Genomic DNA, 23534 nt, shown 5'->3' on the forward strand with positions numbered 1-23534 from the left:
CTTATCTTCCTCCACCGTAAATATTTTTACTTAAGTACCGTTCGCTGCTATCGGGAAAAATGGTAACAATATGAGCGCCTTTTTCTGCATTTTTTGCTTCGAGCAGGGCTGCTTCGAAGGCTGCTCCTGAAGAACTTCCTACTAGTAAACCTTCTTTTAAAGCCAGCTCTTTTACTCTTTGAAAAGCACAAACATCTTCAACAGTATGAATAGCATTAAAATAAGACCGCTCCATATAATCAGGGATGAACTCCATTCCAATTCCTTCAGTTAAGTGAGGGCCGGATCTCCCTCCGTTTAAAATCGAACCTTCTGGCTCAACAATGACTGTTTTTAGAAAAGGATTTTTTTCTTTCAAAAATTTTGCTGTCCCCATAAATGTTCCACCCGTACCTGCTCCAGCTACAAACACGTCGATTTTTCCATCAAGCTGTTCATATATTTCTGGTCCTAAGGTTTTGTAATAAGTCATAGGATTGGCCGGATTAGCAAATTGCTGAGGACAATAAGAATCAGGTATTTCACGCAGCAGCTCTTGAGCCTTGTTTATAGCACCTTTCATACCAGCTTCAGTAGGCGTTTGAACCACCGTTGCCCCCAAAGCCTTCATAAGCTGCTGTTTTTCAATACTGAATTTTTCTGGAACACATAGTATAACGTTTATTTCGTGCTGAAGAGCAGCTAAAGCCAGCCCAATCCCCGTATTCCCAGCAGTAGGCTCAACCACCGTTCCGCCTCGCTTCAGTCTTCCAGAGCTAAGAGCTTCTTGCAGCAGTTCTTTTCCTAAGCGATCTTTTACACTTCCTCCTGGATTAACATATTCCAGTTTAGCAAATATCCTGATTTCTCTGGGTAAATCAAATTGTGTAATCTCAATCATAGGTGTGTTTCCAATCAATTCATGAACGTTTTTGGTTACCTTCATAATCTTGAACACCTCGCTATCGAATAATATAACTTAACCTATAAATAAAGTCGGAATTAAATAAAAATATAGTCTACACCCCATGTTATGACAAACGATGCAGAGTGTAGACGAAAACAAACTCTATATTTTACGAACAGCTTATTTTAATTTTGTAATAAAATTCAATACTAATTTCGTTGAGTTAACAGCCGCTTTTTCTAAAAATTGCTCAAAAGAAACATTTGATTCTTTGCCGGCGATGTCAGAAAGAGCACGAAGAATAACAAACGGTACGCCAAATTGATAGCATACTTGAGCGACAGCCGCTGCTTCCATTTCGGCTGCATACAGGTCTGGAAACTTAGAGCGAACAAACTCTACGCGCACAGGATCGTTCATGAACGAATCTCCTGTAGCAATTAGTCCTTTTACAATTTTCATATCCGTTACTTCAAGAGCGCTTTCTTCAGCAAGATGAACTAGTTTATCATCTGCTTTAAAAGCTGCAGGCAAGTTTGGCACTTGACCGTATTCATAGTTGAATACCGTTACATCTACATCATGATGACGAACTTCTGTTGAAATAACCGCATCCCCTACGTTTAACTCTGGATGGAAGCCGCCTGCTGATCCTGTGTTAATAACGTAATCAGGTTTGAACTTCTCTAGTAAGATGGCTGTAGATAACGCAGCATTTACTTTTCCAATACCTGATTTTAATAATACAACCTCCACACCGCTGATTGTTCCTGTTGAGTATTCACATCCTGCGATTACTGTTTCTTGACGATTCTCAATTTTATCGCGTAAAATCGTCACTTCTTCTTCCATTGCTCCAATGATTGCTACTTTCATTTTAAAACCTCTTTCTACTATTGTTTCGTTGCCTCCAATACCCACACAAAGTGATTAAATTGTGTAAAGGTTATGTGAAAACCATTGCTTTCAAAGATTTGCTTTAAGACGGGAATCGTTGTATAGTATTCCCTCTCTAGATCTTCTGCTAGTTGCGTATATCCTTTTTGTTTTGCCTGAACAATGGTATCAGCAAATGAATCCGCTGTTTCAAACATTGTATCAGCAAACACTATTTTACCACCGCTTTGAAGTAACTTTCCATAGTTTATCACAGCTTCTTCTTTTTCTTTATCTGTTAAATGATGAAAAGCATACGTACTAACTAAGCTCTCTGCTGGAAACAATGATGTATCAAATTGTAAAAAGTCTCCTGGTGTGACTAAAACATCTGCCCCTAATTTCTGGTGTGCCAATTGTCTCATTGGTACTGAAGGTTCAATTCCTACTACAGTCAGTTCTTTTTCTAACAGTTTTTTTGTTAGATTTCCAGTCCCTGTTCCAAATTCTATCACATGCCCTATTGAACGGTCTGCTACATATTCTAAGATTTCATTATAATTGCGAAACACTTCTCTATACTGTTCATCTTTCCCGCTTACCGATGCATCATACTCATTCGCCCACTTTTCAAAGATATCTAAAAACTCTAGCCCCATAAAAAACGCCTCCTCATAACTAATAATTCTTATGAATATAGTATGTTTTTAGCTATCGTTTGTTCTTCATTTACAAATATTTTAAGCTTTTAACTTTCTATTTGCTATACTATAGTAATGAGGTAAGGGGGTCGTAAGATGAACTTTGAATTTGAAATGATTGAAGATAAAATAGAATTTTTTGAAGCGCCTGATGTTAAAGTGCTTGAAAAACAAATTGCTGAAAAAATTGATCAAAATAAAGCGATATTACTTGAGGTGCACAGCGTATCTCATCAAATGTCTGTGGACTATGAACGAGGTAAAAAACTGTACTCTGCAGTTGTTCATTTCAAAATAAAAAAGCAGCGCTAGCGCGCTGCTTTTTTATTGAAGCTTATCCACTACCGCGGGCTTCCAGCCTTCTCCATCTACCCATTCAATTTGAACGCGGTATTTTGTTGAAGAGTTGCCTTTAGGACTAACCGTAGCTACGGCTTTACCTACGCCACCGTTATTCCCTAAACGCCATACGGTCATATTGCTTGGACTAATGCCTGACCCTTCGCCTACAGCTTTTAGCATTTCGTTCCAATCCGTTGATCCTTTTTTATATGTTGCTGCAGGTGCATCTTGTGATGTACCTACTGAATCCCATGAAGGATCTACCTTGCGTTCTGCCACGCCAGGCTCTGGATTTTTCTCTACTTCAGCCTGGGAATCTGAGTCGTTTGATTCTTCATCTGTTGCTTGATCATCTTCAGAGCTTTGGTCATCTTCGGAACTTTGATCGTCCGTTGCTTGATCATCTGTCGCTTGATCCTCTTTCGAAGAATCATCGTCTTTTTTAGCCGTCTTGTCCGTTTTTTGGTCATTTGTTTGCGGATTGTTTTGAGTTGTTTCCGCTTGGTTATCCGATTTATCCTTGTTTCCAAGAATCATCGTACCACCGACAAATACAATTAAAACTGCTACGACAGCAATTAACAGATTATATAATCGGTTTACTTTTTTTTCTTTGTTTTCGTGTCTTGAAGAACGATTGTTATTCATTGCTACAATTTCCTCCAACTTTTATAATGCTTTATTCTAACATGTGTTTTCTTATACATGAAGCATCAAAATTTATTTGAAGTATATTTGTAATATTTTTTACAAATTCTTCTTATTTTAACGTGTATTTAAGTCATACATCCCTTTAACAATATCATAAAATACGCTGTTTGTGGGAGATATCGCACTTTTTGTATTTAAATCCACTACTACCATTGCATATTTTGGATTATCTGCAGGAAAGTAACCCGCAAACCATTTATTGACGATATCGTCTTTCACATTGATTTCAGCAGTTCCTGACTTTCCTGCCACTTCATAAGGAAGCGTTTGAAATCTTCTTCCTGTTCCTTTTTCGCTCTGTACGACACCTTTTAAAAGCTGCTGCATAGAAGCAGCTGTGGCTTTATTAATGGTATCTCCTTTTAACTCATGCTCTTTAAATGTATACAATGACGTATTGTTTTTATACTCTAGCGCATCTACAGCTTTTACCTGTTTCTTTTCTCCTCCGCGTGCAATTGACGCCATCATATTTGCTACTGCAAGCGGAGTCACTTTTACATCAAGCTGTCCAATTGCCGTTTGCCCTACAGCATTTGGTACTTTTTTTTCTCTTGCATTTGTCCATATTCTTCCCGATTTTTCTCCTAAAAACTGCTTGAAATGTTCAAAGTGAAACACATCGCCCGTCCATCCTACAGGCTGAATAAGTCCTAACTTATCAGCATATTGTTCAAGGATATTCGGATTAGATATTATCATTTCTTTTGCTAGCTGGGCAAACGTTGCATTACAACTTTGCGCGAAGCTTTCTTCAAACGTCAGCTGCCCTTTTTGATGATCTTCTTCTACATTATTGCCATAAATACTTTTATCGCAGTTATAGGTCAAAGAAGGCTGAATTTTATTTTGTTCAAGCGCTGCAGCTGCTGTTACGGTTTTAAATATAGATCCAGGAGTTTGTGGCGTCAGCAAACGATTTTCTACGCTGTCTGAACCGTTTTGCTTTTTAAATGGATCTTTCTTATTAATCGAAGGCCTGCTGGCCATCGCAATTACTTTATTGCTTTTTATATCAATTAAGACGGCTCCTCCGTCTTTTAACTTATAATGATTTAATGTATTCTCCACTAGCTCCTGAGCAGACAAATCAAGCGTCGTACGCACACTGACTGGATAATAAGGGTTAGCTGTACCCGTGTACTTTACATCGATGCCAAACATAGGCCCACCTAGGCGATCAACATGATAAAGGAGCTTAGACTCCTGTTCAGGCAGCAAAAACTCGTCAAAAGCCCTCTGCATCCCTGAGATACCTACAGGCGTAGTTGATTTAATTGCTCCATTTTTCAATTTGTCACTATACTTCTCTTCAATTATTTGTTTGCTTTGTGCCTCTAGTCCGATTAAATGTTCAGCAAGAGGAACTGGACGCTCATCTTTTAGAGGAATTCCAAATACGCCAGGCACCTTTAATGCATTTATTTTTTCGACTTGTGCATGGGATAACTCTTTTGTAATAACAACCGGTGTTTTAGCATTCGCTAGTCTATTCGTTAGTTCCTTTGGTTGCATTCCCACGATTTCACTTACTTGCTGAACAGGCCACTTCATTTTTTCTAAAAATGGAAACAAGACTAAGCGATTGTGCGTGATAGATGTTAAAGACTGTCCATTTTTATCTTCAAATTTCCCTCGCCCGTCATCTACCACCATTTCCTGCGTACGCTGTTTTACGCTTCCTTCAATTAAGTTAATCTTTTTGTCAGTAAAAGATTCTGTGCTGACAAGCTGAAGTTGAACAAGCCGTGCTCCCAGTCCACTAATTAATAATAAAATAAAAATAAGAGTAATATAAATTCGCTTGTGAATTATTTTCATGACTACACCTCACTCTTTACAAGTGTCGACGTTGCCATTACTTTTAAAACCATTATCTTAAGAAATATTCATTCTTTTTTTCATTTCACAAAAAAACTTGCTGATTCAGCAAGTTTTTATTATTAATTTTCTGTTAAAAATTGTTGAGTTGTTCTTAGCTTTCCTATTTTCGGAAAGATGTAAGAAAGAGTTGCTTCATGCTCTTCTTTTGTAAATGTCGCCATGGCATCCGTGATAAAAATTTGGTTATACCCATACTGAAATGCTTCACGAGCTGTGCTTTCTACACCAATATTTGTTGCAATTCCGCAAAGGACAATTGTATCAATTCCTCTTCGGCGAAGCTGAAGGTCTAAATCTGTCCCAAAAAAGGCTCCCCACTGACGTTTTGTCACAATGTAATCATTCTCTTGAACATTAAGTCTTGGATCGAATTCCGCCCAGTCTGCAGGTCTTTCTTGAGGAGCAGATGGCTTTTGATCCGTTTCTGGCGTCAACGCATCTTTTCCATCTTGAAAATCTACTCGTACAAAACTAATAAATCCATTTTGTTCGCGGAAACGATTCACAAGCTGAACAGATTTCTCCACAATTTCGTCTCCTCCAATTGGAACAATCCCTTTTTGTAAATCAATTAAAACAAGCGCTGTTTTAGTAAAATCGATATCTTTCATCTTCATCTTTCCTTTCTTACATATCTTTTCTATTCTCTCCGTTTTTTAAAATCATATAAAAAAAGCTGACGCGTGTCAGCTTTTTTACTTACGAGCATTCAGTAGAACGCTTCCAACCAGATGTTTTACTTAACAGATACAATTTTCACTGACATATCTCCACCAGGAGTTTGAACAGTTACTTGATCTCCAATTTGTTTGCCCATTAGACTTTTAGCAATTGGCGAATCATTTGAAATTTTCCCTTCAAACGGATCTGCTTCTGCACTACCTACAATTGTATACGTTTCTTCGTCACCATCTGGCAACTCTACAAATGTTACAGATTTACCTAATGATACAATAGAAGAATTTTCTACATCTTCTTCAATAATTTTCGCATTGCGAATCATATTTTCAAGCGTTGTAATACGGCCTTCTACGAAAGCCTGCTCGTCTTTTGCAGAATCGTACTCAGAGTTCTCCGATAAATCTCCAAAACTGCGGGCAATTTTGATACGCTCTACAACTTCTTTACGTTTTACTGTTTTTAAATATTCTAGCTCTTGCTCTAGCTTTAGCTTTCCTTCTTCTGTCATTGGAAATACTTTTTCTTGTGCCATAATCCCTTCACTCCTTCTTGAACTCAAAATCTCTAGTGTATACAGTCCATTTCTGTATGTACAAAAAATTTTCCACTCTGTGGAAAAATCAGTTAATAGAGAAATGACAGCTTCAAAACAGAAGCTGCTCGTTTCTCTATTCTTTATAATGTTTGTGTTTAGTTAGCAGAATATGTCTGCATTGTCTTCAAAAAATTCCTGCATCTATGCTATGTTATTATAAAATGGCATTTTGTTCAAGAATTGTTTGAATTTTAGTGACCATCAAGTCAATCGCTACGTGGTTTTGACCGCCTTCAGGAATGATAATATCTGCATAGCGTTTTGTTGGTTCAACAAACTGATTATGCATCGGGCGAACGACAGATACGTATTGATCAACAACTGACTCAAGCGTACGCTCTCGTTCTTTAATATCACGAAGCATACGACGAATGATACGAAGATCCGCATCTGTATCTACGTATAGCTTGATATCCATTAAATTACGCAAGCGCTGATCTTCTAGTACAAGAATACCTTCTAAGATAATAACATCTTTTGGTTCTTCTCTAATTACCTTCTCAGAACGCGTATGAATTGCATAATCATATACCGGTTTGTCAATGCTCTCATAATTTAATAAGTTTTGCAAGTGTTCAATCAGCAAATCATTATCAAATGCTAAAGGATGATCGTAGTTTGTTTGCAAACGCTGTTCAAACGGTACATCGCTTTGATCTTTATAATAATAGTCTTGCTCAAGAAGCATAATAGAATGCCCTTTAAAATATTCATAAATAGCTTTGGTTACAGTTGTTTTACCAGAACCGGATCCACCAGCGATACCGATTACAACGGGCTTTTTCCCCATTTTATATTTAAATCCCCTTTCGCATCATGTTATATGAAAATAGAGGTTGGTCCACTTTAAATTTCACAATTTGCAGCGGATGACGCGCAGCATCTAGTTCATTGCCATCTTCGTCCCAAATTTTATCTATTTTTTGCGTGAAGTTTTTAATTTCCGGACCGAAAAATTCCACTTCTTCTCCCGGTTTAAAATAGTTACGCTGTTGCAATGTCACGATGCTTGTTTCTTCATCATAGTTCAATACTAAACCAGCAAAATCAAATTTTGTTTTCTTGCCGTGTACGCCAAACATTTGCTCATCCACTCCAGGAACTCCTTCAAAAAAGGCAGGAGCCGTATCGCGGTTTGCACATTTATCTAGCTCATCAAGCCATTCTTTTTGAATCACAAAATTCTCAGGATCTGCACAGTATGCGTCAATCACCTTGCGATATACGCTCACCACTGTTGCGATATAGTGAATCGACTTCATACGTCCTTCAATTTTTAAGCTATCAATACCCAGCTCAATCATTTGAGGGATAGATTGAATTAAATTTAAGTCTTTTGGACTCATTGCAAACGGATCGTCTTGCTCATCAAATAAAGCCGTTTCCGTTTTACCGTCTTCTACTTTAAATAAACCATAGTCCCAACGGCATGATTGACAGCAGCCTCCGCGATTTGAATCTCGCGCTGTCATATGATTACTTAGCACACAGCGGCCTGAATAAGCAATACACATCGCTCCGTGAATAAAAGCTTCAATTTCAATATCCACTTTTTCTTTCATTTCGCGCATTTCTTCAGCACCCGTTTCACGAGCAAGTACAACACGTTCTAATCCTTCTTCTTTCCAGAACTGAACGGCTTTCCAGTTTGAAAGTGATTGCTGCGTACTTAAATGTACTTCAAGCTTAGGTGCAACGCGTCGACAGGTTTCGATAATTAACGGATCAGCTACGATGATTCCAGAAACACCAGCGCGCTCTAATCCCATTAAATAATCTTCAAGTCCGTCCATATTTTCATTATGAGCAAAAATGTTTGTTGTAACATAAATACGTGCGCCGTATTTGTTTGCAAACTGAACACCTTCTGCCATTTCTTCAAATGTAAAGTTATCTGCATTTGAACGAAGGCCAAACTCTTTTCCTCCGATAAACACAGCATCTGCTCCATAGTGTACGGCAACTTTTAATTTTTCAAGGTTACCGGCTGGAGCTAACAACTCAGGCTTCTTAGTAATAACTCGTTTACCTTCTACTACAGTATCGATTTGAACAGCCATCGTTTGTACCTCCTTTGTTTATCTTTCTTTGCAAGCTTTTTAATATACCGTTTCTTTAAAGAAAAACCCTGTGTCTAACGGGCGGTTAATTGGCTGCAAGCTTTCAATTTCTTCTAACAAATCGTCTTTAACATTTTCGTATTCTTCACGGTCATCTACACATAAATCAATCGCTTGACGATATTTTTTTGTTACTTCTAAAATATATTGCGGTGACTTTAACACGCCGTCAATTTTGAATACATCTACTTCAGCGTCAATCATCTCGGAAAGCTCATCGATAATGCACATATCATTTGGACTCATAATGTGCGTTCCATTTTCATCTTCGAAAATTGGATACTTATTGTTTCGCTCATTATCAAGTAAAAACATATCTTTTTCTACTTTACGATTTTCAATTTCCATGACTTTTCCTTGATACTCAAAGTAGTTGCCAAGAAGTGAACGTTTTGATTGGAACATACACGTCATGCCATGCACCTGAACTTCAATTTCTACCTCGGCTTTTTCTTTGATATCAATGATGCTATCCATGCTTAGCTCACGAGCAAGAACTGCACGCTTAGCTCCTTTACGCCCCCAGTAGTTACATGAATACCAGTTTGTTCCCGTTGTCTCAGTACTCCAGTGCATCTTCATTTCTGGAGCTGTTTCACGCACTGCCATCAATACAGCAGGATCTCCAAAAACAATCGCATCCACGCTTGCTTCTTTTAAGAATAAAATATATTCATTTAGTTCGGCGATTTTATCATTGTGAAATAATCCGTTCATCGCTACGTAGACTTTTGCATTATGCTGATGAGAAATATTTACAGCTTCTACGATATCTTCACGTTTGAATTCACCTGCTAAACGCAAACCGTAGCGCTGTTCACCAACCATAATAGCTGTTGCTCCAGCTTGTAGTAATGATTCGATTTCTGAAACTGCAGTTGGTGTCACTAATAGTTCTGGTTTTTTCATTCTTGGTCACCTCTTTTAATACTAATCGCGATTCCGTCTCCAATAGGGAGAATAGTTGTATAATAATCGGGATGATTCATCAGCCACGTATTGTATGCCTGAATTTTTTTAATTAAGCTGCGGCGTCGACGTGTTTCTACTTCGGCCAAATCGGTCGCTACGTGACCTTTAAATAGTACGTTATCCGAAATAATCATTCCTTTAGAAGATAGCATCGGCTCATAATGTTCAAAAAAACGCTGATACTGACCTTTAGCTGCATCAATAAACACTGCATCATAAGGACCATGACGTTCAATCTCATCTCTAAGCTCTAGTGCATCTCCAAACAACGACACAATTTTATCTTGTTTTCCCGCCCGTTCAATAAATTCTTGCGCTTTTTGGTAACGCTCTTCATTTCGTTCTACCGTAACCACTCGTGCCTCTGGAAGCGCATGGGTCATTCGAATAGACGAATATGCAATCGCTGTTCCAATTTCTAATATATGTTTTGGCTGATGAAGACGAAGAATTTGCAATAGCGTTTCAACACCAATCAATTCCATAATCGGAACGTGATGTTCTTTTGCATAAGCTTCCATTTCTTCAATAAGCTCCTGGCGCTTAGGAATAAGCTTTTCCACATACTGCTCTACGTTTTGTAAAAGCAAAACACTTCCTCCGTTCTCAGAAGTACATTTTACATTATGTTTTCATAACGTTTTATTACTGCAAAATAGTAAGACAACTAGTCTATTATAAGTTTTTTTCGTTTTTACGTAAACCCGATATATTTTAACATAAAAGATGGGGAATGCGAAGTATCGCGATTCCCCAATTTTAAATTTCCACTTATTTTTCGGTATTTTGCTTTTCTTTACCTGTAATATGCTTGGCTTTTTCTTTGTTATGTTCTTCTAAGGTTTTGGTGAAAATAACTTTTCCTTCAGGTGTGGCCAAGAAGTATAAATAATCTGTATTGGCTGGATGTAACGCAGCTTTGATTGACATCAAACCAGAGCTGGCAATTGGTCCTGGAGGCAACCCTTTTACTTTATACGTATTGTAAGGAGAGTCCACTTCTAAATGCTTATAGAACACGCGGTCTTTATGCTCTCCTAAGGCATATAAGACGGTTGGATCCGTTTGAAGAGGCATATTTTTTTCAAGGCGATTATAAAAGACGCTGGCAATTTTTTCTCGGTCGACTTTTGCAGTTGCTTCCTCTTCAATCAGAGAAGACATTGTTAACAATTTATGTGCACTGAATTTTTTCTTCTCCATTTGCCCACTGTACTGACCTAATACATTATTTGTTTTCCCTACCATTTTATCCAATATTTCATCTAACGACACATTTTTATCATAAAAATCATACGTAACGGGATATAAATAACCTTCTAGCGGATGTTTAATATCTTTTTGCATCACTTCATCCGTTACTAAATCTGGATATTTTTCTTTCATTTTATTGACGAATGCCTTATCGTCTAGCTTTTTCATGACTTCGTCTTTTGTAAACTTTGTATTTTTAGCAATGATATCAGCAATTTCCACAAGCTGGCGTCCTTCTGGAATGGTGACACGAATATCAGGTTGTTTTGAAACCTGGCCTTTTTCCATTTTTTCAACCATTTCCCCTAAACTCATGGAAGGAGAAAATAAATACGTTCCAGCTTGAAATCCAGACACATGGGTTAATTTTACGTAATAGCGAAATGCACTTTTGCTTTTAATTAAATCTTCTTTTTTCAATACCGTACCAATCGATTGGACGGAAGAACCTTGTGGAATGGTCACATTTACTTTTTTATTGCTGTTTCGATCCACGGGCGTTAAGCGGGATTGAGCATAGAAAAATGCACCGCCAACTAGTAAAAGAAGTACGATAATTGTAATAAAAATAACTCGTTTTTTTCTTGAACGATTAGGTGGTAAAAATGTTTGTTGCGACAAGCAGCTTCCTGGTTAAATCTACTTCTGTAAAAGAAGATACAACCAGTTTCACCTCTTTTCTTCTTGATTTTTTATAAGTATATACAGAGAGGAGACATGAGATTGTGATTCATTCGTATCGCCTATAGGTGTGAGATGGTATCGCTTCCTTAAACTCTCGCCTCTTCTAAAATTTTTCCATGATTTATGTTATTGTCTGCCCAAAGTCTAGTTTCATCCGTTCAAACAATGAATTCTTTTATTAAAATGCACTCTCACACGCAGGAATTATTATACTACAATTTATCTTATTTTTCGTCATTATCATACAATCTGCCCTAAGAATGCAAGGAAAAACCTTTTTATATCTAAAAAGAACAGCCGCTATGTAAAAAAAAGCTGATAACGATTGTCATCAGCTTTTTCACTATAATTATTCGCCTTCTTCGTCAAGGAATGTATTAACCATTTCCTCAACCATGTCCCATTCTTCTTCTGTTTCAATCGGTTGAAGCTCACCGTCTTGACCATCTTCACTTGGTGTGAAAGCAGATGCATGAATTTCAATTTCCTCTTCATCATCTTGGTCTGCTCCGATTGGATAGTAAATTACATATGATTTGTTATATTGATCAGAATCAAATGTGAATAAAATTTCGCATAGCTGCTCATTTCCATTCTCATCGACGATTGTAATTTTATTTTCTTCTACGCTCATGTTTGCACCTCATTTTATATTGTAAGCTCTTAGCTTAACTTTTTCTTCAGCGAAAAGCAAGCCGTTCAGTTATTTCACTTCCCTTTTACGTACAAAAGAATATGCAAAAGGGAAATTCATAACTTTTCAGCTGAGGCAAAGCCTGCTGCTTTTCTTACTGCTTGCTGTCTAAGTATCCTTGAAGAATCATAACAGCTGCCATTTTATCGATTACTTTTTTGCGTTTCTTACGGCTTACATCGGCAGACAGCAGTACTCGCTCTGCTGCCATCGTCGACAAGCGCTCGTCCCACATCATCGTTTCAATGTTAAGTTTTTCTTTGACGTTGTCAGCAAACTCAATGCACGCTTCGCCTCGAGGGCCAATCGTACCATTCATATTTTTAGGAAGACCCACTACGATTTTCTCTACGGAATATTCGTCAATTAGCTGCTGTAAACGAGGATATGATTGCTCCATCTGCTCATCTGCAATTTTAATTGTTTCAATTCCTTGCGCTGTCCATCCCATTTCATCACTAACTGCCACACCAATTGTTTTGGTTCCTACATCTAATCCTAATACGCGCATTTATGAATCCTTTCGATGCTGTTGTAAATAAGATTTAACAAGTTCTTCAATGAGCTCGTCTCGCTCTAACTGGCGAATTGTGTTTCTCGCATCGTTATGACGAGGAATGTAAGCAGGGTCTCCTGATAACAAATACCCAACGATTTGGTTGATTGGGTTGTAGCCTTTTTCTTGCAGTGCGTCATAAACCGTAAACAATACTTCATGTACGTTTGTTTCAGCTGGCTCATCTTGAAAATTAAATTGCATGGTTTTATCAAATGAACTCACGGTCCCACCTCACTCTCTTAATTTGTGAACACATTGTGCACTATGCTAAGTCTTATTTATATTGTACACCAAGAAAGAGGAGAATTAAACGGATTTAACCCATTCTTCTACAGTGCCAAGTGCTTTTTCAATTTGGCTAGCGTCTTTTCCTCCAGCTTGCGCCATGTCAGGGCGTCCGCCTCCGCCTCCGCCGCAAATCGTCGCTACTTCTTTAACAAGTTTGCCAGCGTGATGGCCTTTAGCAATTAAATCTTTTGTTACACCTGCAATAATATTTACCTTTTCACCTTGTGGAGAAGCTAATACGATCACAGCGGATTCTAATTTTTGTTTTAAATCGTCAACCATTGCACGAAGGTTATTCATATCCGTTGCATTCACTTTCGCTGCTAGGACATTCACACCATTAATGTTTTGTACGCGGTCAACGAGATTGCCAGCTTCAATATTGCCAAGCTTTGTAGATAGTGAATCATTTTCACGCTGAAGATTACGAATTTCTTCTAGTAATCCTTCAACGCGCCCTACTAAATCACGCGGATTGGATTTTACTTTTGCCGCAGCTTCTTTTAGTAAGCCTACTTGATCGTTCATTAACTGATAGGCAGCTTTTCCAGTTACAGCTTCAATGCGTCGAGTACCTGCACCGATTCCCGATTCTGATACAATTTTAAATAAACCGATAACAGACGTATTTGGCACGTGACATCCACCACATAATTCTAAGCTGTAGTCGCCTACTTGTACTACGCGCACGATATCTCCGTATTTCTCACCAAATAGCGCCATTGCACCCATCGCTTTTGCTTCGTCAATTGCTTTGTTTTCAATTTGTACAGAGATGCTGTCCCAAATCTTTTCATTAACGATTTGTTCAATTTTCTCAAGCTCTTCTTGTGTCACTTGACCAAAGTGAGAGAAGTCAAAGCGCAAGCGATCCGCTGTTACTAAAGAACCCGCTTGATTAACATGCGTTCCTAACGTATCTTTTAATGCTTGATGCAATAAATGTGTTGCCGTATGGTTTTTCACAATCGCACTGCGGTTTTCTTCATCAAGCCCCGCCGTATATGTTTCACCTTTTACAAGCTCACCGTTTGTTACAGCTACCGTTTGGACATTTTGGCCGTTTGGCGCTTTTTGAACGTCTTTTACTTCCGCTGTTCCTGAAGCACTTTGAATCGTACCTTGGTCCGCAATTTGACCGCCGCTTTCTGCGTAGAATGGCGTGTGGCTTAAGATGACTTGCGCTTCTGTTCCAGCTTCAGCGCGGTCAACAAGCTCACCGTCTACAATAATTGCTTCAACAACTGTTTCTACTTCATTTTTATCATAACCAACAAACTCACTTGCAACAGTTACTTCACCAAGTACGCCGCCTTGAACTTGCATAGAGCTAGAATCTTGACGAGCAGCACGTGCACGCTCACGCTGTGCTTCCATTTCGCGTTCAAAACCTGCATGATCAATTTTCATGTTCTCATCTTCTGCATATTCTTCCGTTAATTCAACAGGGAATCCATACGTGTCATATAAACGGAAAACATCTTCGCCTTGTACCATATCACTGTTTTGCGCTTTTTCTTTTTTAATAACGGTTCCCAAAATAGCTAGTCCGTCATTTAACGTTTCGTGAAAACGCTCTTCTTCATTTTTTACTACGCGCTGGATAAAATCCGTTTTTTCCTTTACTTCCGGATAGAAATCAACCATGATTTCACCTACTACCGGCACTAGCTCGTACATGAACGGACGATTAATGTTTAGCTTTTTAGCATAGCGAACTGCTCGGCGTAACAAACGGCGCAGCACATACCCACGACCTTCATTTGAAGGAAGCGCACCATCACCTACAGCAAATGTTACCGTACGAATATGGTCAGCAATAACTTTAAATGCCGTATCTTGCTCATCATTTGTACGATATTTAGCGCCTGAAATGTTTTCTGTTGCTTCAATAATTGGCATAAACAAATCTGTATCAAAGTTTGTTTGCACGTCTTGAATAACAGAAACCATACGCTCTAAGCCCATTCCCGTATCGATGTTTTTCTTTGGAAGCGGCGTGTACGTGCCATCAGGATTGTGATTAAATTGAGAAAATACAAGGTTCCAAATTTCTAAATAACGCTCATTTTCTCCACCTGGATATAATTCCGGATCAGTTAGGTCATTTCCATATGCTTCTCCGCGATCATAAAAGATCTCTGTATTTGGACCACTCGGACCTTCTCCAATATCCCAGAAATTACCTTCTAAACGAATGATGCGCTCTTTAGGCACGCCCATTTTTTCATTCCAAATCTTAAATGCTTCTTCATCTTCGGGGTGAACTGTTACAGATAGCTTATCTGCGTCGAATCCAATCCATTTATCGCTCGTTAAAAATTCCCATGCCCATTGGATGGCTTCTTCTTTGAAATAATCACCGATAGAGAAATTACCAAGCATTTCAAAAAACGTATGATGGCGAGCCGTTTTACCTACGTTTTCGATATCGTTTGTACGAATGGATTTTTGTGCGTTACAAATACGCGGATTTTGAGGAATAACACGACCATCAAAATATTTTTTTAATGTAGCTACTCCACTGTTAATCCATAATAAAGACGGATCTTCATGCGGAACTAAAGATGCGCTTGGTTCTACATCATGGCCTTTTTCTTTAAAGAAATCTAAATACATTTGACGAACTTGTGCTGACGTCAGTTTTTTCATGATTGGTCCTCCTTTAATACTCTTCTTATTTATAGACAAAAAAATGATGACATAAAAGCATCTATTTTCTCTGTGTACAAAAGCAATTACTAGTTATTTGCACACAAAAAAACTCTCATCCCTGTAGCAGGGACGAGAGTTGAACTCGCGGTACCACCCTGATTATAAATGCCAAAAGCATTTATCACCTTCATAGCGTTAACGTTGCTGACACGGCAGGTTTTAGCCTGCACTCTGGACTAGCGTTCCGCTGCTCTTTGTTTAGCGCTTCTTTCAGCCAAGGAAGCCCTTCTCTAAAAACTAGTGTGCAACGTACTCGATCCATCATTGTGTTTAAAATATGTAGCGTTTTCTTATGGCGATATTATGACAAATTAACCGCTCTTTGTCAATGTTTGAGCGTATAAGAGCGGATATGCAAAATAGATATTTTAATGACTGCTAAAATTGGCACAGCCAAAATGAGACCCAATACTCCTCCAAATTCTCCTCCTAAAAGGAGCGCAAGCATGATAAACAAAGGATGAATATGAAGGCTCTTTCCTACGATAAGCGGAGACAGCACATTTCCCTCTAGAAACTGCAGCACAAAGATTATAATGACAATGGTAATAACCAACTTTATCGAGATTGTGGCTGCAATAATAGCCGCTGGAACCGCACCAATAATCGGGCCAAAATAAGGGATGATATTCGTTACGCCAATAATGAAGCCTAAAAGAAGTGCATAAGGCACATGAAAGAACCACAGTGCCGCTGTGGCAATCACACCAATAATGAGACAAACAAAAAATTGCCCTCTAATGTAATTGCCGAGTGATTCATTCACATCCGATAAAAAACGTTCGCCTGGTTTGTGCCACTTTTTAGGCGTGACATAAGCTGTTGCTTTCTTAATAGAGGAAAAATCCTTCAGCATATAAAAAACAATAAATGGAATAATGATTAAAATCAAAAAAGAGGTAATCAATGACTTTAATCCTTCCGCCACTTTTGTAAGCCACACGTTGAGCGTAGCCTCTACATCATCAATGCTGCCTTCAATTTTCTCATGTACACCGTTTGGAAGTGAAGTTGTACGATCATGAATCGATTCTACCCAATGTCTATATGTATTCGTAAAATGAGGCAGCTGTTCGTTTAAATCTTTTACTTGTTCCACAAAAATAGGATACGACTTATAGGCTCCAAACCCAATTCCTCCAAAAAAGATGATGTAGATCAGTAAAATAGCTAGAGGACGAGGCACGCCTTTATCATGCGTTTTTTCAATAAGCGGATGAAGTAAATATGTAATGAATGCTGCAATAAAAAAAGGCAGCAGTGCTTTTAAAAACATGTAAATAACAGGAAGCCATAAAAACTGGACTTTAAAAAAGACTAATATGCACAGCAGCGCTAATAACAGCAGTCCGAATCTATAGAACCATTTGAATGAACTATCTTTCAACGTAAACTCCTCCTCTCTTCTATTTTTTGATAAAGAAAGGAGTTTATACATGCAGTTGTCTCTTCTGCCTGCAAAAAAGCACTATTGCAGCTCAGTGCAATAGTGCTTTTTTTATTAGTGAATAGCTTTCATCATACGTTTACGCATTTTTTTCATATTTCTTTTTGTAAACATCTCTCGATCATCTGCCATTTTAAATGCATAAGCTCCAAGACCGAAAGCGACTACTGACGGAATGATTCTGCCCATTGCTCTTCCTCCCGGTAAAAAAGAATTAGAAATTGATTGTGCGCTCGTCGTCTGAGAATAAATCATCAAGCGAGCTCAATGTTCCATCTTCTTCTACTTGGTGAGTATTAATTTGTCCTTTTGAAATAGTCATTTCAATAAAACAATTCCAGCAGTAATACTGATTTACACCAATTTTGCCAACGTCAATACTTTTACAGTTTGGACATTTAAACAAAGTCGACACCTCTTTATACGTTCTACTTATATAAACGCATTATGTCCACTTCTTTCCATGTCCATACTTTATTTTCTGACAATTAGCAAAGAAGGATGGCAACAAAGGAGTTTATTTAACTCTTTGTTAGCATGCGAAAGGTTACATGAAATCATACGGCGTAACGTTTTCCATCCCAATATTTGCATCTTTCATAAATGGAATTTCGGGATCTTCTATGTCGTTATCCAAGCTTTCTCGAAGCAGCGGCTGTAAATTCGTTTGGCGAACGCTGTCTTCATTTCGGCTAACTCCAAGCTGAAACGCTTCGTCTTCTCCGCATAAAATTAAAAACTGTTTGCTTCGCGTAACGGCGGTATAAAGTAAATTGCGTCGCAGCATCCGGTAATAGCTTTTAACAATTGGAAGCACAACAATGGGAAATTCACTTCCCTGTGATTTATGAATGGAACAGCAGTATGCATGAGTTATTTGATTAAAGTCTTGCTTTGTGTAAGTTACTTCATTTCCTTCATATGAAATAACCAGCATATCCTGTTTTTCCGTATTTTCTTTGGCAAAGAAAACCGAAACGATTTCTCCCATATCTCCGTTAAATACGTTGCTATCCGGCTGATTTACAAGTTGCAGCACTTTATCTCCGACTCGGTACGTAATATCTCCGTGCTTAAGCTCTCTTCTTTGCTCAGAAGCCGGGTTAAATAATTCCTGAAGAACTTCATTCAGTTTATCAATCCCTGCAGGACCTTTATACATAGGAGCTAAAACTTGAATATCTTTAGCCTTATAGCCTTTTTTTAACGCATTCCCGCAAACTTGTTGCACAACGTTCGTAATGTGCTGTCCTTGACAACGAATAAAGGAACGATCTCCTTGCTGCCTCGATAAGTCTTCCGGAAGCTTTCCTTTTTTTATTTCATGAGCCAAATCAATAATTGACGATCCTTCCGCTTGCCTGTATACATCTGTCAGACGGACGGTAGGAACTACTTCGGAACTCAGTAAATCTTTTAATACCTGTCCCGGACCTACTGAAGGAAGCTGGTCTTCGTCTCCAACTAAAATAACCTGTAAATTAGCAGGAAGAGATTTAAACAGCTGATGAGCGAGCCACAAATCTACCATTGATACTTCATCTACAATCAGTAATTTTCCGTCAATTGGATTTTCCTCATTATGATCAAATCCTTCTTGTCCGTTCCATTTTAATAATCGGTGAATCGTGACTGCCGGAAGTCCCGTCGCTTCGCTCATTCGTTTAGCAGCTCGTCCCGTAGGTGCCACAAGTAAAACAGGAAAAGCCTCATCTTTTTTATAGTCCCCTGGATTTAACGAACATCCGTGAAGTTCTGCATAAAGTTCGACTATTCCTTTAATAACCGTTGTTTTTCCTGTACCTGGTCCACCTGTTAAGAGAAGCATTGGAGACATTAAAGCGGTTTGTATACCCTTGCGCTGAGACGGTGCATATTGGACGTCTAACCGCTCTTCTAGTTCACCCAGAGCCAATAAGAATTCTGATTCCGGAAACTGCTCTTCGTACTGCGTTTGAGCCATAATTTTTTGAATAGCTTTAACCAGCCCTTTTTCAGCATAGAAAAGGGGAGGAAAATAAATTTTTTCGTCTTGGATGATAAGCTTTTTATCTGCTTTTAATGCGTCCACTTCTCTTGTAAGATCCATTTCAGACAGATTCTCATGCCTGCTTTTCCGAAGAAGCTCTGCTGTTTTTCCATACAGCTGGTCTGCCGTAACGTATACATGCCCCATTTGATTGCATTCTTGCTCAATGACGTATAAAATACCTGCGCGCAAACGATCAGGATGATTGGTTGCCATACCAAGCCTCTTTCCAAGTTCATCGGCCCTGCTAAAACCAATACCTTGAATATCTTCTACGAGCTGATAAGGATTATTTTGAACAATTTCAAGCGCTTCTTGTTTATACGCTTGGAAAATCTTCATCGAAAGCTGCGGTCCAAACCCGAGGTCTGTCAGCTTTACCATTACTTCTTCTAACCCTTGATGTTCACGAAGCTGCGTGACTAAAGCTTCTGCCTTGTCGGCTGAAAGCCTCGGAACCTCTTTTAGCACAGACTCATTTTGCAAAATACGAAAAATAGCGCGTTCTCCTAGGGCGTCCACAATGTTTTCAGCGGTTTTTTTACCGATACCGTGAAATAAATCGCTAGACAGGTACTGAACAACCCCTTGCCTTGATTGCGGAAGTTCTTTTTTAAACTGTTCAACATGAAACTGCAGACCAAACTTTGGATGCTCTTTGAAGTCTCCGTAAAACGTGTATACTTCATCTTCATTCAGCTTAGGAAAATAGCCTGTAACGACCGTTTCTTTATCTTCAATCTCTAAATTTGTTTTTTTGATCCGTATCCGCGTAACGTTATATAAGTTTTCTTCGTTATGAAAGACCGTTACAATCGACGTGCCGCTTATATAATGACGTTCTGGCTGTGAAGGGTTCACTTGTTCTTCGTTCATGTTATCCTTCCTTTACCCGCTTTCTTAATGTTCTAATGTAGACAGCACTTGTTTGGCATTTGCTGCCATTACGTGATCTGGCTGCACGTTTAAAGCTTCATCTAACATCTCAATCGCCTTGTCTTTGTCATCTTTCATAGCATAAGCTACGCCTAAATTATAAAAAGCATCGGCATGTTCTGGCTCTTGATTGACTACCTTAAGAAATTCAGCAATTGCTTCATCTACCATTTCGAGCTGTGCTAAACAAAGACCGTACTGAAATTTTGCTTCTACGTCATGTTCGTTTAGTTCTACCGCCCGCTGAAGATAAGGCATCGCGAAACGAATTTCTTCCATATGAAACAGCGTTAAACCAAGCATAAAGTACGCATCGGATGAGTCTAAGCCTTTTTTGATTGCTAAATCAAAGTAGTGCTTTGCCTGCTCAAGCTGCTCTGCATTAAAATAAATATTTCCTGCTCCGTAATACGCTGTTGCCGTTTCTTCATCTAATTCAATCGCACGTTCATAAAATTTCAAAGCACGATCCATCTCACTAACAGCCGCTAACAAATTGCCAAAATTCACATACACAATTGGATCTTTTGGATTATCTTCAATTGCTTCTGAAAATGTTTTAGCAGCCTCTTCAAATTTCCCTTCCTGCATATACTGGATTCCTAGCTGATTTTTATCTGTCATTTTTTCGTTCACTCCACTGTTTTAGTTATGATTTAAAAGATTTTCACATCATGAAAATCTACAATATGTAAGTTATTAGTTTACCCAATAAGTAAAGTATATCATAGAAAAACCTCAGCTATATACGGCCGAGGTTTTTCGTTCTTGCTTATATGAATTATACGTACCAGATTTGCTCTTCTTCTTGAAATACTTTGTCAATTGTTGCTCCGCCAAGACATTCATCGTCTTTGTAAAACACAACTGCTTGACCTGGCGTAATTGCGCGAACAGGTTCAGCAAAAATAACCTTAATTGTATCATCATCGACTTTTTCAACAGTTACTGCTGAATCGGTTTGACGATAGCGGAATTTTGCTGTACAGGTCATTGGTGACGACCAGTCAAGGTCGCTTACCCAGCTGACATTGGTTGCTGTAAGAGATGTAGAATAGAGCAACTCATTGTGAAAGCCTTGATCGACGTACAAAACATTTTTTTCTAAATCTTTTCCGACTACAAACCAAGGTTCACCGCTGCCTCCAATACCTAAACCATGGCGTTGGCCAATTGTATAGTACATGAGACCGTCATGCTTGCCTTTCACTTCGCCGTCAAGCGTTTGCATTACACCTGGCTGAGCAGGAAGATACTGACTTAAAAATTCTTTGAAGTTGCGTTCACCAATAAAGCAAATACCTGTGCTGTCTTTTTTCGTTGCTGTAGCAAGGCCTGCTTCTTTTGCAATTTCACGCACTTTTGATTTCTCAATTTCACCAATCGGGAACATTACTTTAGAAAGCTGATCTTGTCCTAATTGATTTAAGAAATACGTTTGATCTTTATTTCCATCTACGCCTCGAAGCATTTTATACTCCCCGTCGCGGTACGCAACGCGTGCATAATGTCCTGTCGCTAGATAATCTGCTCCTAGCGTCATTGCATGCTCTAAAAAGGCTTTGAATTTAATTTCTTTATTACACATTACATCAGGATTCGGTGTACGACCTGCTTTATATTCATCTAAAAAGTAGGTAAATACTTTATCCCAATATTGTTTTTCAAAGTTGACTGCATAGTAGGGAATACCAATTTGATTACATACGCGAATAACATCGTTATAATCTTCAGTCGCAGTACAAACGCCGTTTTCATCCGTATCGTCCCAGTTTTTCATAAAGATTCCGATCACATCGTATCCTTGTTGTTTTAATAAAAGAGCTGCTACAGATGAATCAACGCCTCCGCTCATTCCGACTACTACACGTGTATCTTTAGGTGATTTTGTCAACTTCGCCACCTCCGTTTTCTTCATTTTAATTAAATTGTTCGCTAAAAAGCGAAAGAAACGACACAAACCATCAGTGAGGGATGAAGACCCTACTGATGGCTGCTATTTACATCGTTAGTCGCTTAACGATGTTTGCTGTTTGACGTGCGGTTTTTTCAATTTGCTCAGCTGAGTTTCCTAAGCCAAAGCTAAATCGAATAGAAGTTGTTAAACGTTCAGACCCTTTTCCAAACATAGCTACAAGCACATGAGAAGGATCGATTGCTCCCGCTGTGCAAGCTGAACCGCTCGATGCCGCAATTCCTGCTAAGTCTAAATTTACGAGCATCGATTCAACATTTGTTTTTGGAAATGATAAATTTAACACATGTGGCAGAGCATTTTCAAGATGTCCGTTAATTTCAAACGAAATACCTTCTTCTTTCAACACAGCTACCATTATTTCTTTGTATCTTCTATATTCATCTGCACGTGTTTGCAGCGTTTGTTGCGAAATTTTCACAGCTTCTTCAAACCCGACAATACTTGTCATGTTCTCAGTTCCAGCTCGTCGTTTGCGCTCTTGTTCTCCTCCAAATAGCAAAGGAGACAGTGAAACGTGAGCAGCTGCATATAAAAAGCCCATCCCTTTTGGTCCGTTAATTTTATGAGCCGAAACGGATAAAAGATCGACACCTAATTGTTGCACATTTAACGGAATTAATCCATAAGCTTGCACTGCATCCGTATGGAAATATGCTCCATGCTCTTTTAATAGAACTCCAATTTCTCCAATTGGCTGAATAGCACCTACTTCATTATTTCCAAACATCACCGACACAAGAATTGTTTGATCGGTCAGGGCTGATTTTATTTCATCCACAGATACTTGTCCGTACTCATTAACTGGCAAGTAAGTCACTTCAAAGCCCTGTGTTTCTAAATATTCACACGTATGAAGCACAGCGTGGTGTTCAATTTGCGTGGTAATAATATGATTTCCTTTATGGCGGTTTGCAAGAGCTACTCCGATCAGTGCCATATTATCTGCTTCTGTCCCACCACTTGTAAAAATCAGTTCATTTTCGTGTGCTCCAATACTTGCTGCAATCGTTTGGCGAGCTTCGTCTAAATAGCGTCGACTTTCCCGCCCGTAGTGATGAATACTAGACGGATTTCCAAAGTACTCATGCATAAAAGTCGTCATTTTCTCAACGACTGCTGGATGTATTGGAGACGTTGCTGCATGATCAACATAAATACGTTCCAAAATAAACGCCTCCTAGC

24 protein-coding genes and 1 other annotated feature are annotated in these 23534 nt (G+C 38.7%); of the genes, 1 reads left to right on the forward strand and 23 read right to left on the reverse strand.

All coding sequences use genetic code 11. From position 1 onward, the window contains the following. Position 1: 1 nt before the first annotated feature. The 3 genes from AC3WJG_RS07000 to AC3WJG_RS07010 all read right to left on the reverse strand — a co-directional run bounded on the left by AC3WJG_RS07000 (position 2) and on the right by AC3WJG_RS07010 (position 2421). On the reverse strand, positions 2–925 hold the full coding sequence (locus AC3WJG_RS07000; RefSeq protein WP_028410603.1) for a PLP-dependent cysteine synthase family protein: 924 nt from the start codon (positions 923–925) through the stop codon (positions 2–4). Between the two features lie 141 nt (positions 926–1066). Further along, on the reverse strand, positions 1067–1762 hold the full coding sequence (gene mtnN / locus AC3WJG_RS07005) for a 5'-methylthioadenosine/S-adenosylhomocysteine nucleosidase (RefSeq protein ID WP_028410602.1): 696 nt from the start codon (positions 1760–1762) through the stop codon (positions 1067–1069). Positions 1763–1779: 17 nt separating this feature from the next. Further along, positions 1780–2421 carry a class I SAM-dependent methyltransferase gene (locus tag AC3WJG_RS07010; protein ID WP_028410601.1) on the reverse strand — a complete coding sequence of 214 codons (642 nt, stop codon included), beginning with the start codon at positions 2419–2421 and terminating at the stop codon, positions 1780–1782. A 138-nt stretch (positions 2422–2559) separates the two neighbouring features. Here AC3WJG_RS07010 and AC3WJG_RS07015 point away from each other — a divergent pair, with 138 nt between their 5' ends. After that, on the forward strand, positions 2560–2775 hold the full coding sequence (locus AC3WJG_RS07015) for a YrzA family protein (protein ID WP_334038162.1): 216 nt from the start codon (positions 2560–2562) through the stop codon (positions 2773–2775). Between the two features lie 12 nt (positions 2776–2787). Here the strand turns inward: AC3WJG_RS07015 and AC3WJG_RS07020 are convergent, their stop codons facing one another. From AC3WJG_RS07020 to AC3WJG_RS07115, 20 genes are all read right to left on the reverse strand, one after another. Next, positions 2788–3453 (reverse strand): YrrS family protein, encoded by a 666-nt coding sequence (locus tag AC3WJG_RS07020; RefSeq protein WP_028410600.1) that lies wholly within the window; start codon positions 3451–3453, stop codon positions 2788–2790. Positions 3454–3570: 117 nt separating this feature from the next. Continuing rightward, positions 3571–5337 carry a peptidoglycan D,D-transpeptidase FtsI family protein gene (locus AC3WJG_RS07025; RefSeq protein WP_060745435.1) on the reverse strand — a complete coding sequence of 589 codons (1767 nt, stop codon included), beginning with the start codon at positions 5335–5337 and terminating at the stop codon, positions 3571–3573. A 122-nt stretch (positions 5338–5459) separates the two neighbouring features. Then, complete coding sequence (locus AC3WJG_RS07030; RefSeq protein WP_028410598.1) at positions 5460–6017, reverse strand: isochorismatase family protein; 558 nt, start codon at positions 6015–6017, stop codon at positions 5460–5462. 119 nt (positions 6018–6136) lie between these two features. Then, complete coding sequence (greA, locus tag AC3WJG_RS07035) at positions 6137–6613, reverse strand: transcription elongation factor GreA (protein WP_013059279.1); 477 nt, start codon at positions 6611–6613, stop codon at positions 6137–6139. Positions 6614–6830: 217 nt separating this feature from the next. Further along, positions 6831–7466 (reverse strand): uridine kinase, encoded by a 636-nt coding sequence (gene udk, locus AC3WJG_RS07040; RefSeq protein ID WP_013059280.1) that lies wholly within the window; start codon positions 7464–7466, stop codon positions 6831–6833. 7 nt (positions 7467–7473) lie between these two features. Further along, positions 7474–8736, reverse strand: a complete 1263-nt coding sequence (locus tag AC3WJG_RS07045) for a peptidase U32 family protein (protein ID WP_337133911.1) — start codon at positions 8734–8736, stop codon at positions 7474–7476. A 39-nt stretch (positions 8737–8775) separates the two neighbouring features. Next, positions 8776–9705, reverse strand: coding sequence for a peptidase U32 family protein (locus AC3WJG_RS07050; RefSeq protein ID WP_028410597.1), 930 nt, complete (start codon positions 9703–9705; stop codon positions 8776–8778). Continuing rightward, positions 9702–10358: an O-methyltransferase gene (locus AC3WJG_RS07055; RefSeq protein ID WP_013059283.1), complete on the reverse strand. Its 657-nt coding sequence runs from the start codon at positions 10356–10358 to the stop codon at positions 9702–9704. Before AC3WJG_RS07055 ends, AC3WJG_RS07050 begins: the two co-directional genes overlap by 4 nt. A 181-nt stretch (positions 10359–10539) precedes the next feature. Beyond that, positions 10540–11643, reverse strand: a complete 1104-nt coding sequence (gene mltG / locus AC3WJG_RS07060; RefSeq protein WP_028410595.1) for an endolytic transglycosylase MltG — start codon at positions 11641–11643, stop codon at positions 10540–10542. A 412-nt stretch (positions 11644–12055) separates the two neighbouring features. Then, the gene (locus AC3WJG_RS07065) at positions 12056–12340 is read right to left on the reverse strand and encodes a DUF1292 domain-containing protein (protein ID WP_013059285.1); all 285 of its coding nucleotides are present in this window, start codon (positions 12338–12340) and stop codon (positions 12056–12058) included. Between the two features lie 154 nt (positions 12341–12494). Next, a complete protein-coding gene (gene ruvX / locus AC3WJG_RS07070) occupies positions 12495–12911 on the reverse strand; it encodes a Holliday junction resolvase RuvX (protein WP_013059286.1) in 417 nt (138 codons plus the stop codon). After that, on the reverse strand, positions 12912–13181 hold the full coding sequence (locus AC3WJG_RS07075) for an IreB family regulatory phosphoprotein (protein ID WP_013059287.1): 270 nt from the start codon (positions 13179–13181) through the stop codon (positions 12912–12914). Between the two features lie 84 nt (positions 13182–13265). After that, positions 13266–15899 carry an alanine--tRNA ligase gene (alaS, locus tag AC3WJG_RS07080; RefSeq protein WP_028410594.1) on the reverse strand — a complete coding sequence of 878 codons (2634 nt, stop codon included), beginning with the start codon at positions 15897–15899 and terminating at the stop codon, positions 13266–13268. A gap of 125 nt (positions 15900–16024) precedes the next feature. After that, positions 16025–16236: a binding site (T-box leader), on the reverse strand. Between the two features lie 51 nt (positions 16237–16287). After that, the gene (locus tag AC3WJG_RS07085) at positions 16288–17349 is read right to left on the reverse strand and encodes an AI-2E family transporter (RefSeq protein WP_013059290.1); all 1062 of its coding nucleotides are present in this window, start codon (positions 17347–17349) and stop codon (positions 16288–16290) included. A 114-nt stretch (positions 17350–17463) separates the two neighbouring features. Then, the gene (locus AC3WJG_RS07090; protein ID WP_013059291.1) at positions 17464–17598 is read right to left on the reverse strand and encodes a YrzQ family protein; all 135 of its coding nucleotides are present in this window, start codon (positions 17596–17598) and stop codon (positions 17464–17466) included. A 25-nt stretch (positions 17599–17623) separates the two neighbouring features. Beyond that, positions 17624–17815, reverse strand: a complete 192-nt coding sequence (locus tag AC3WJG_RS07095; protein WP_013059292.1) for a YrzR-like zinc ribbon domain — start codon at positions 17813–17815, stop codon at positions 17624–17626. 141 nt (positions 17816–17956) lie between these two features. After that, on the reverse strand, positions 17957–20314 hold the full coding sequence (gene recD2 / locus AC3WJG_RS07100; protein WP_492588075.1) for an SF1B family DNA helicase RecD2: 2358 nt from the start codon (positions 20312–20314) through the stop codon (positions 17957–17959). A gap of 24 nt (positions 20315–20338) precedes the next feature. Then, a complete protein-coding gene (locus AC3WJG_RS07105; RefSeq protein WP_013085089.1) occupies positions 20339–20998 on the reverse strand; it encodes a tetratricopeptide repeat protein in 660 nt (219 codons plus the stop codon). A gap of 157 nt (positions 20999–21155) precedes the next feature. Then, positions 21156–22268: a tRNA 2-thiouridine(34) synthase MnmA gene (mnmA, locus tag AC3WJG_RS07110; protein WP_028410593.1), complete on the reverse strand. Its 1113-nt coding sequence runs from the start codon at positions 22266–22268 to the stop codon at positions 21156–21158. A 106-nt stretch (positions 22269–22374) separates the two neighbouring features. Continuing rightward, positions 22375–23517, reverse strand: coding sequence for a cysteine desulfurase family protein (locus AC3WJG_RS07115; protein ID WP_028411684.1), 1143 nt, complete (start codon positions 23515–23517; stop codon positions 22375–22377). Positions 23518–23534 lie beyond the last annotated feature (17 nt).

It is taken from the genome of Priestia sp. FW507-14D1A (assembly GCF_058781295.1).

Excerpts from the sequence above, each read along its gene's own strand:
- AC3WJG_RS07000 (WP_028410603.1), bottom strand. The coding sequence starts at position 925 with ATGAAGGTAACCAAAAACGTTCATGAATTGATTGGAAACACACCTATG.
- mtnN (WP_028410602.1), bottom strand. The coding sequence starts at position 1,762 with ATGAAAGTAGCAATCATTGGAGCAATGGAAGAAGAAGTGACGATTTTA.
- AC3WJG_RS07010 (WP_028410601.1), bottom strand. The coding sequence starts at position 2,421 with ATGGGGCTAGAGTTTTTAGATATCTTTGAAAAGTGGGCGAATGAGTAT.
- AC3WJG_RS07015 (WP_334038162.1), top strand. The coding sequence starts at position 2,560 with ATGAACTTTGAATTTGAAATGATTGAAGATAAAATAGAATTTTTTGAA.
- AC3WJG_RS07020 (WP_028410600.1), bottom strand. The coding sequence starts at position 3,453 with ATGAATAACAATCGTTCTTCAAGACACGAAAACAAAGAAAAAAAAGTA.
- AC3WJG_RS07025 (WP_060745435.1), bottom strand. The coding sequence starts at position 5,337 with ATGAAAATAATTCACAAGCGAATTTATATTACTCTTATTTTTATTTTA.
- AC3WJG_RS07030 (WP_028410598.1), bottom strand. The coding sequence starts at position 6,017 with ATGAAGATGAAAGATATCGATTTTACTAAAACAGCGCTTGTTTTAATT.
- greA (WP_013059279.1), bottom strand. The coding sequence starts at position 6,613 with ATGGCACAAGAAAAAGTATTTCCAATGACAGAAGAAGGAAAGCTAAAG.
- udk (WP_013059280.1), bottom strand. The coding sequence starts at position 7,466 with ATGGGGAAAAAGCCCGTTGTAATCGGTATCGCTGGTGGATCCGGTTCT.
- AC3WJG_RS07045 (WP_337133911.1), bottom strand. The coding sequence starts at position 8,736 with ATGGCTGTTCAAATCGATACTGTAGTAGAAGGTAAACGAGTTATTACT.
- AC3WJG_RS07050 (WP_028410597.1), bottom strand. The coding sequence starts at position 9,705 with ATGAAAAAACCAGAACTATTAGTGACACCAACTGCAGTTTCAGAAATC.
- AC3WJG_RS07065 (WP_013059285.1), bottom strand. The coding sequence starts at position 12,340 with ATGAGCGTAGAAGAAAATAAAATTACAATCGTCGATGAGAATGGAAAT.
- ruvX (WP_013059286.1), bottom strand. The coding sequence starts at position 12,911 with ATGCGCGTATTAGGATTAGATGTAGGAACCAAAACAATTGGTGTGGCA.
- alaS (WP_028410594.1), bottom strand. The coding sequence starts at position 15,899 with ATGAAAAAACTGACGTCAGCACAAGTTCGTCAAATGTATTTAGATTTC.
- AC3WJG_RS07090 (WP_013059291.1), bottom strand. The coding sequence starts at position 17,598 with ATGGGCAGAATCATTCCGTCAGTAGTCGCTTTCGGTCTTGGAGCTTAT.
- recD2 (WP_492588075.1), bottom strand. The coding sequence starts at position 20,314 with ATGAACGAAGAACAAGTGAACCCTTCACAGCCAGAACGTCATTATATA.
- AC3WJG_RS07105 (WP_013085089.1), bottom strand. The coding sequence starts at position 20,998 with ATGACAGATAAAAATCAGCTAGGAATCCAGTATATGCAGGAAGGGAAA.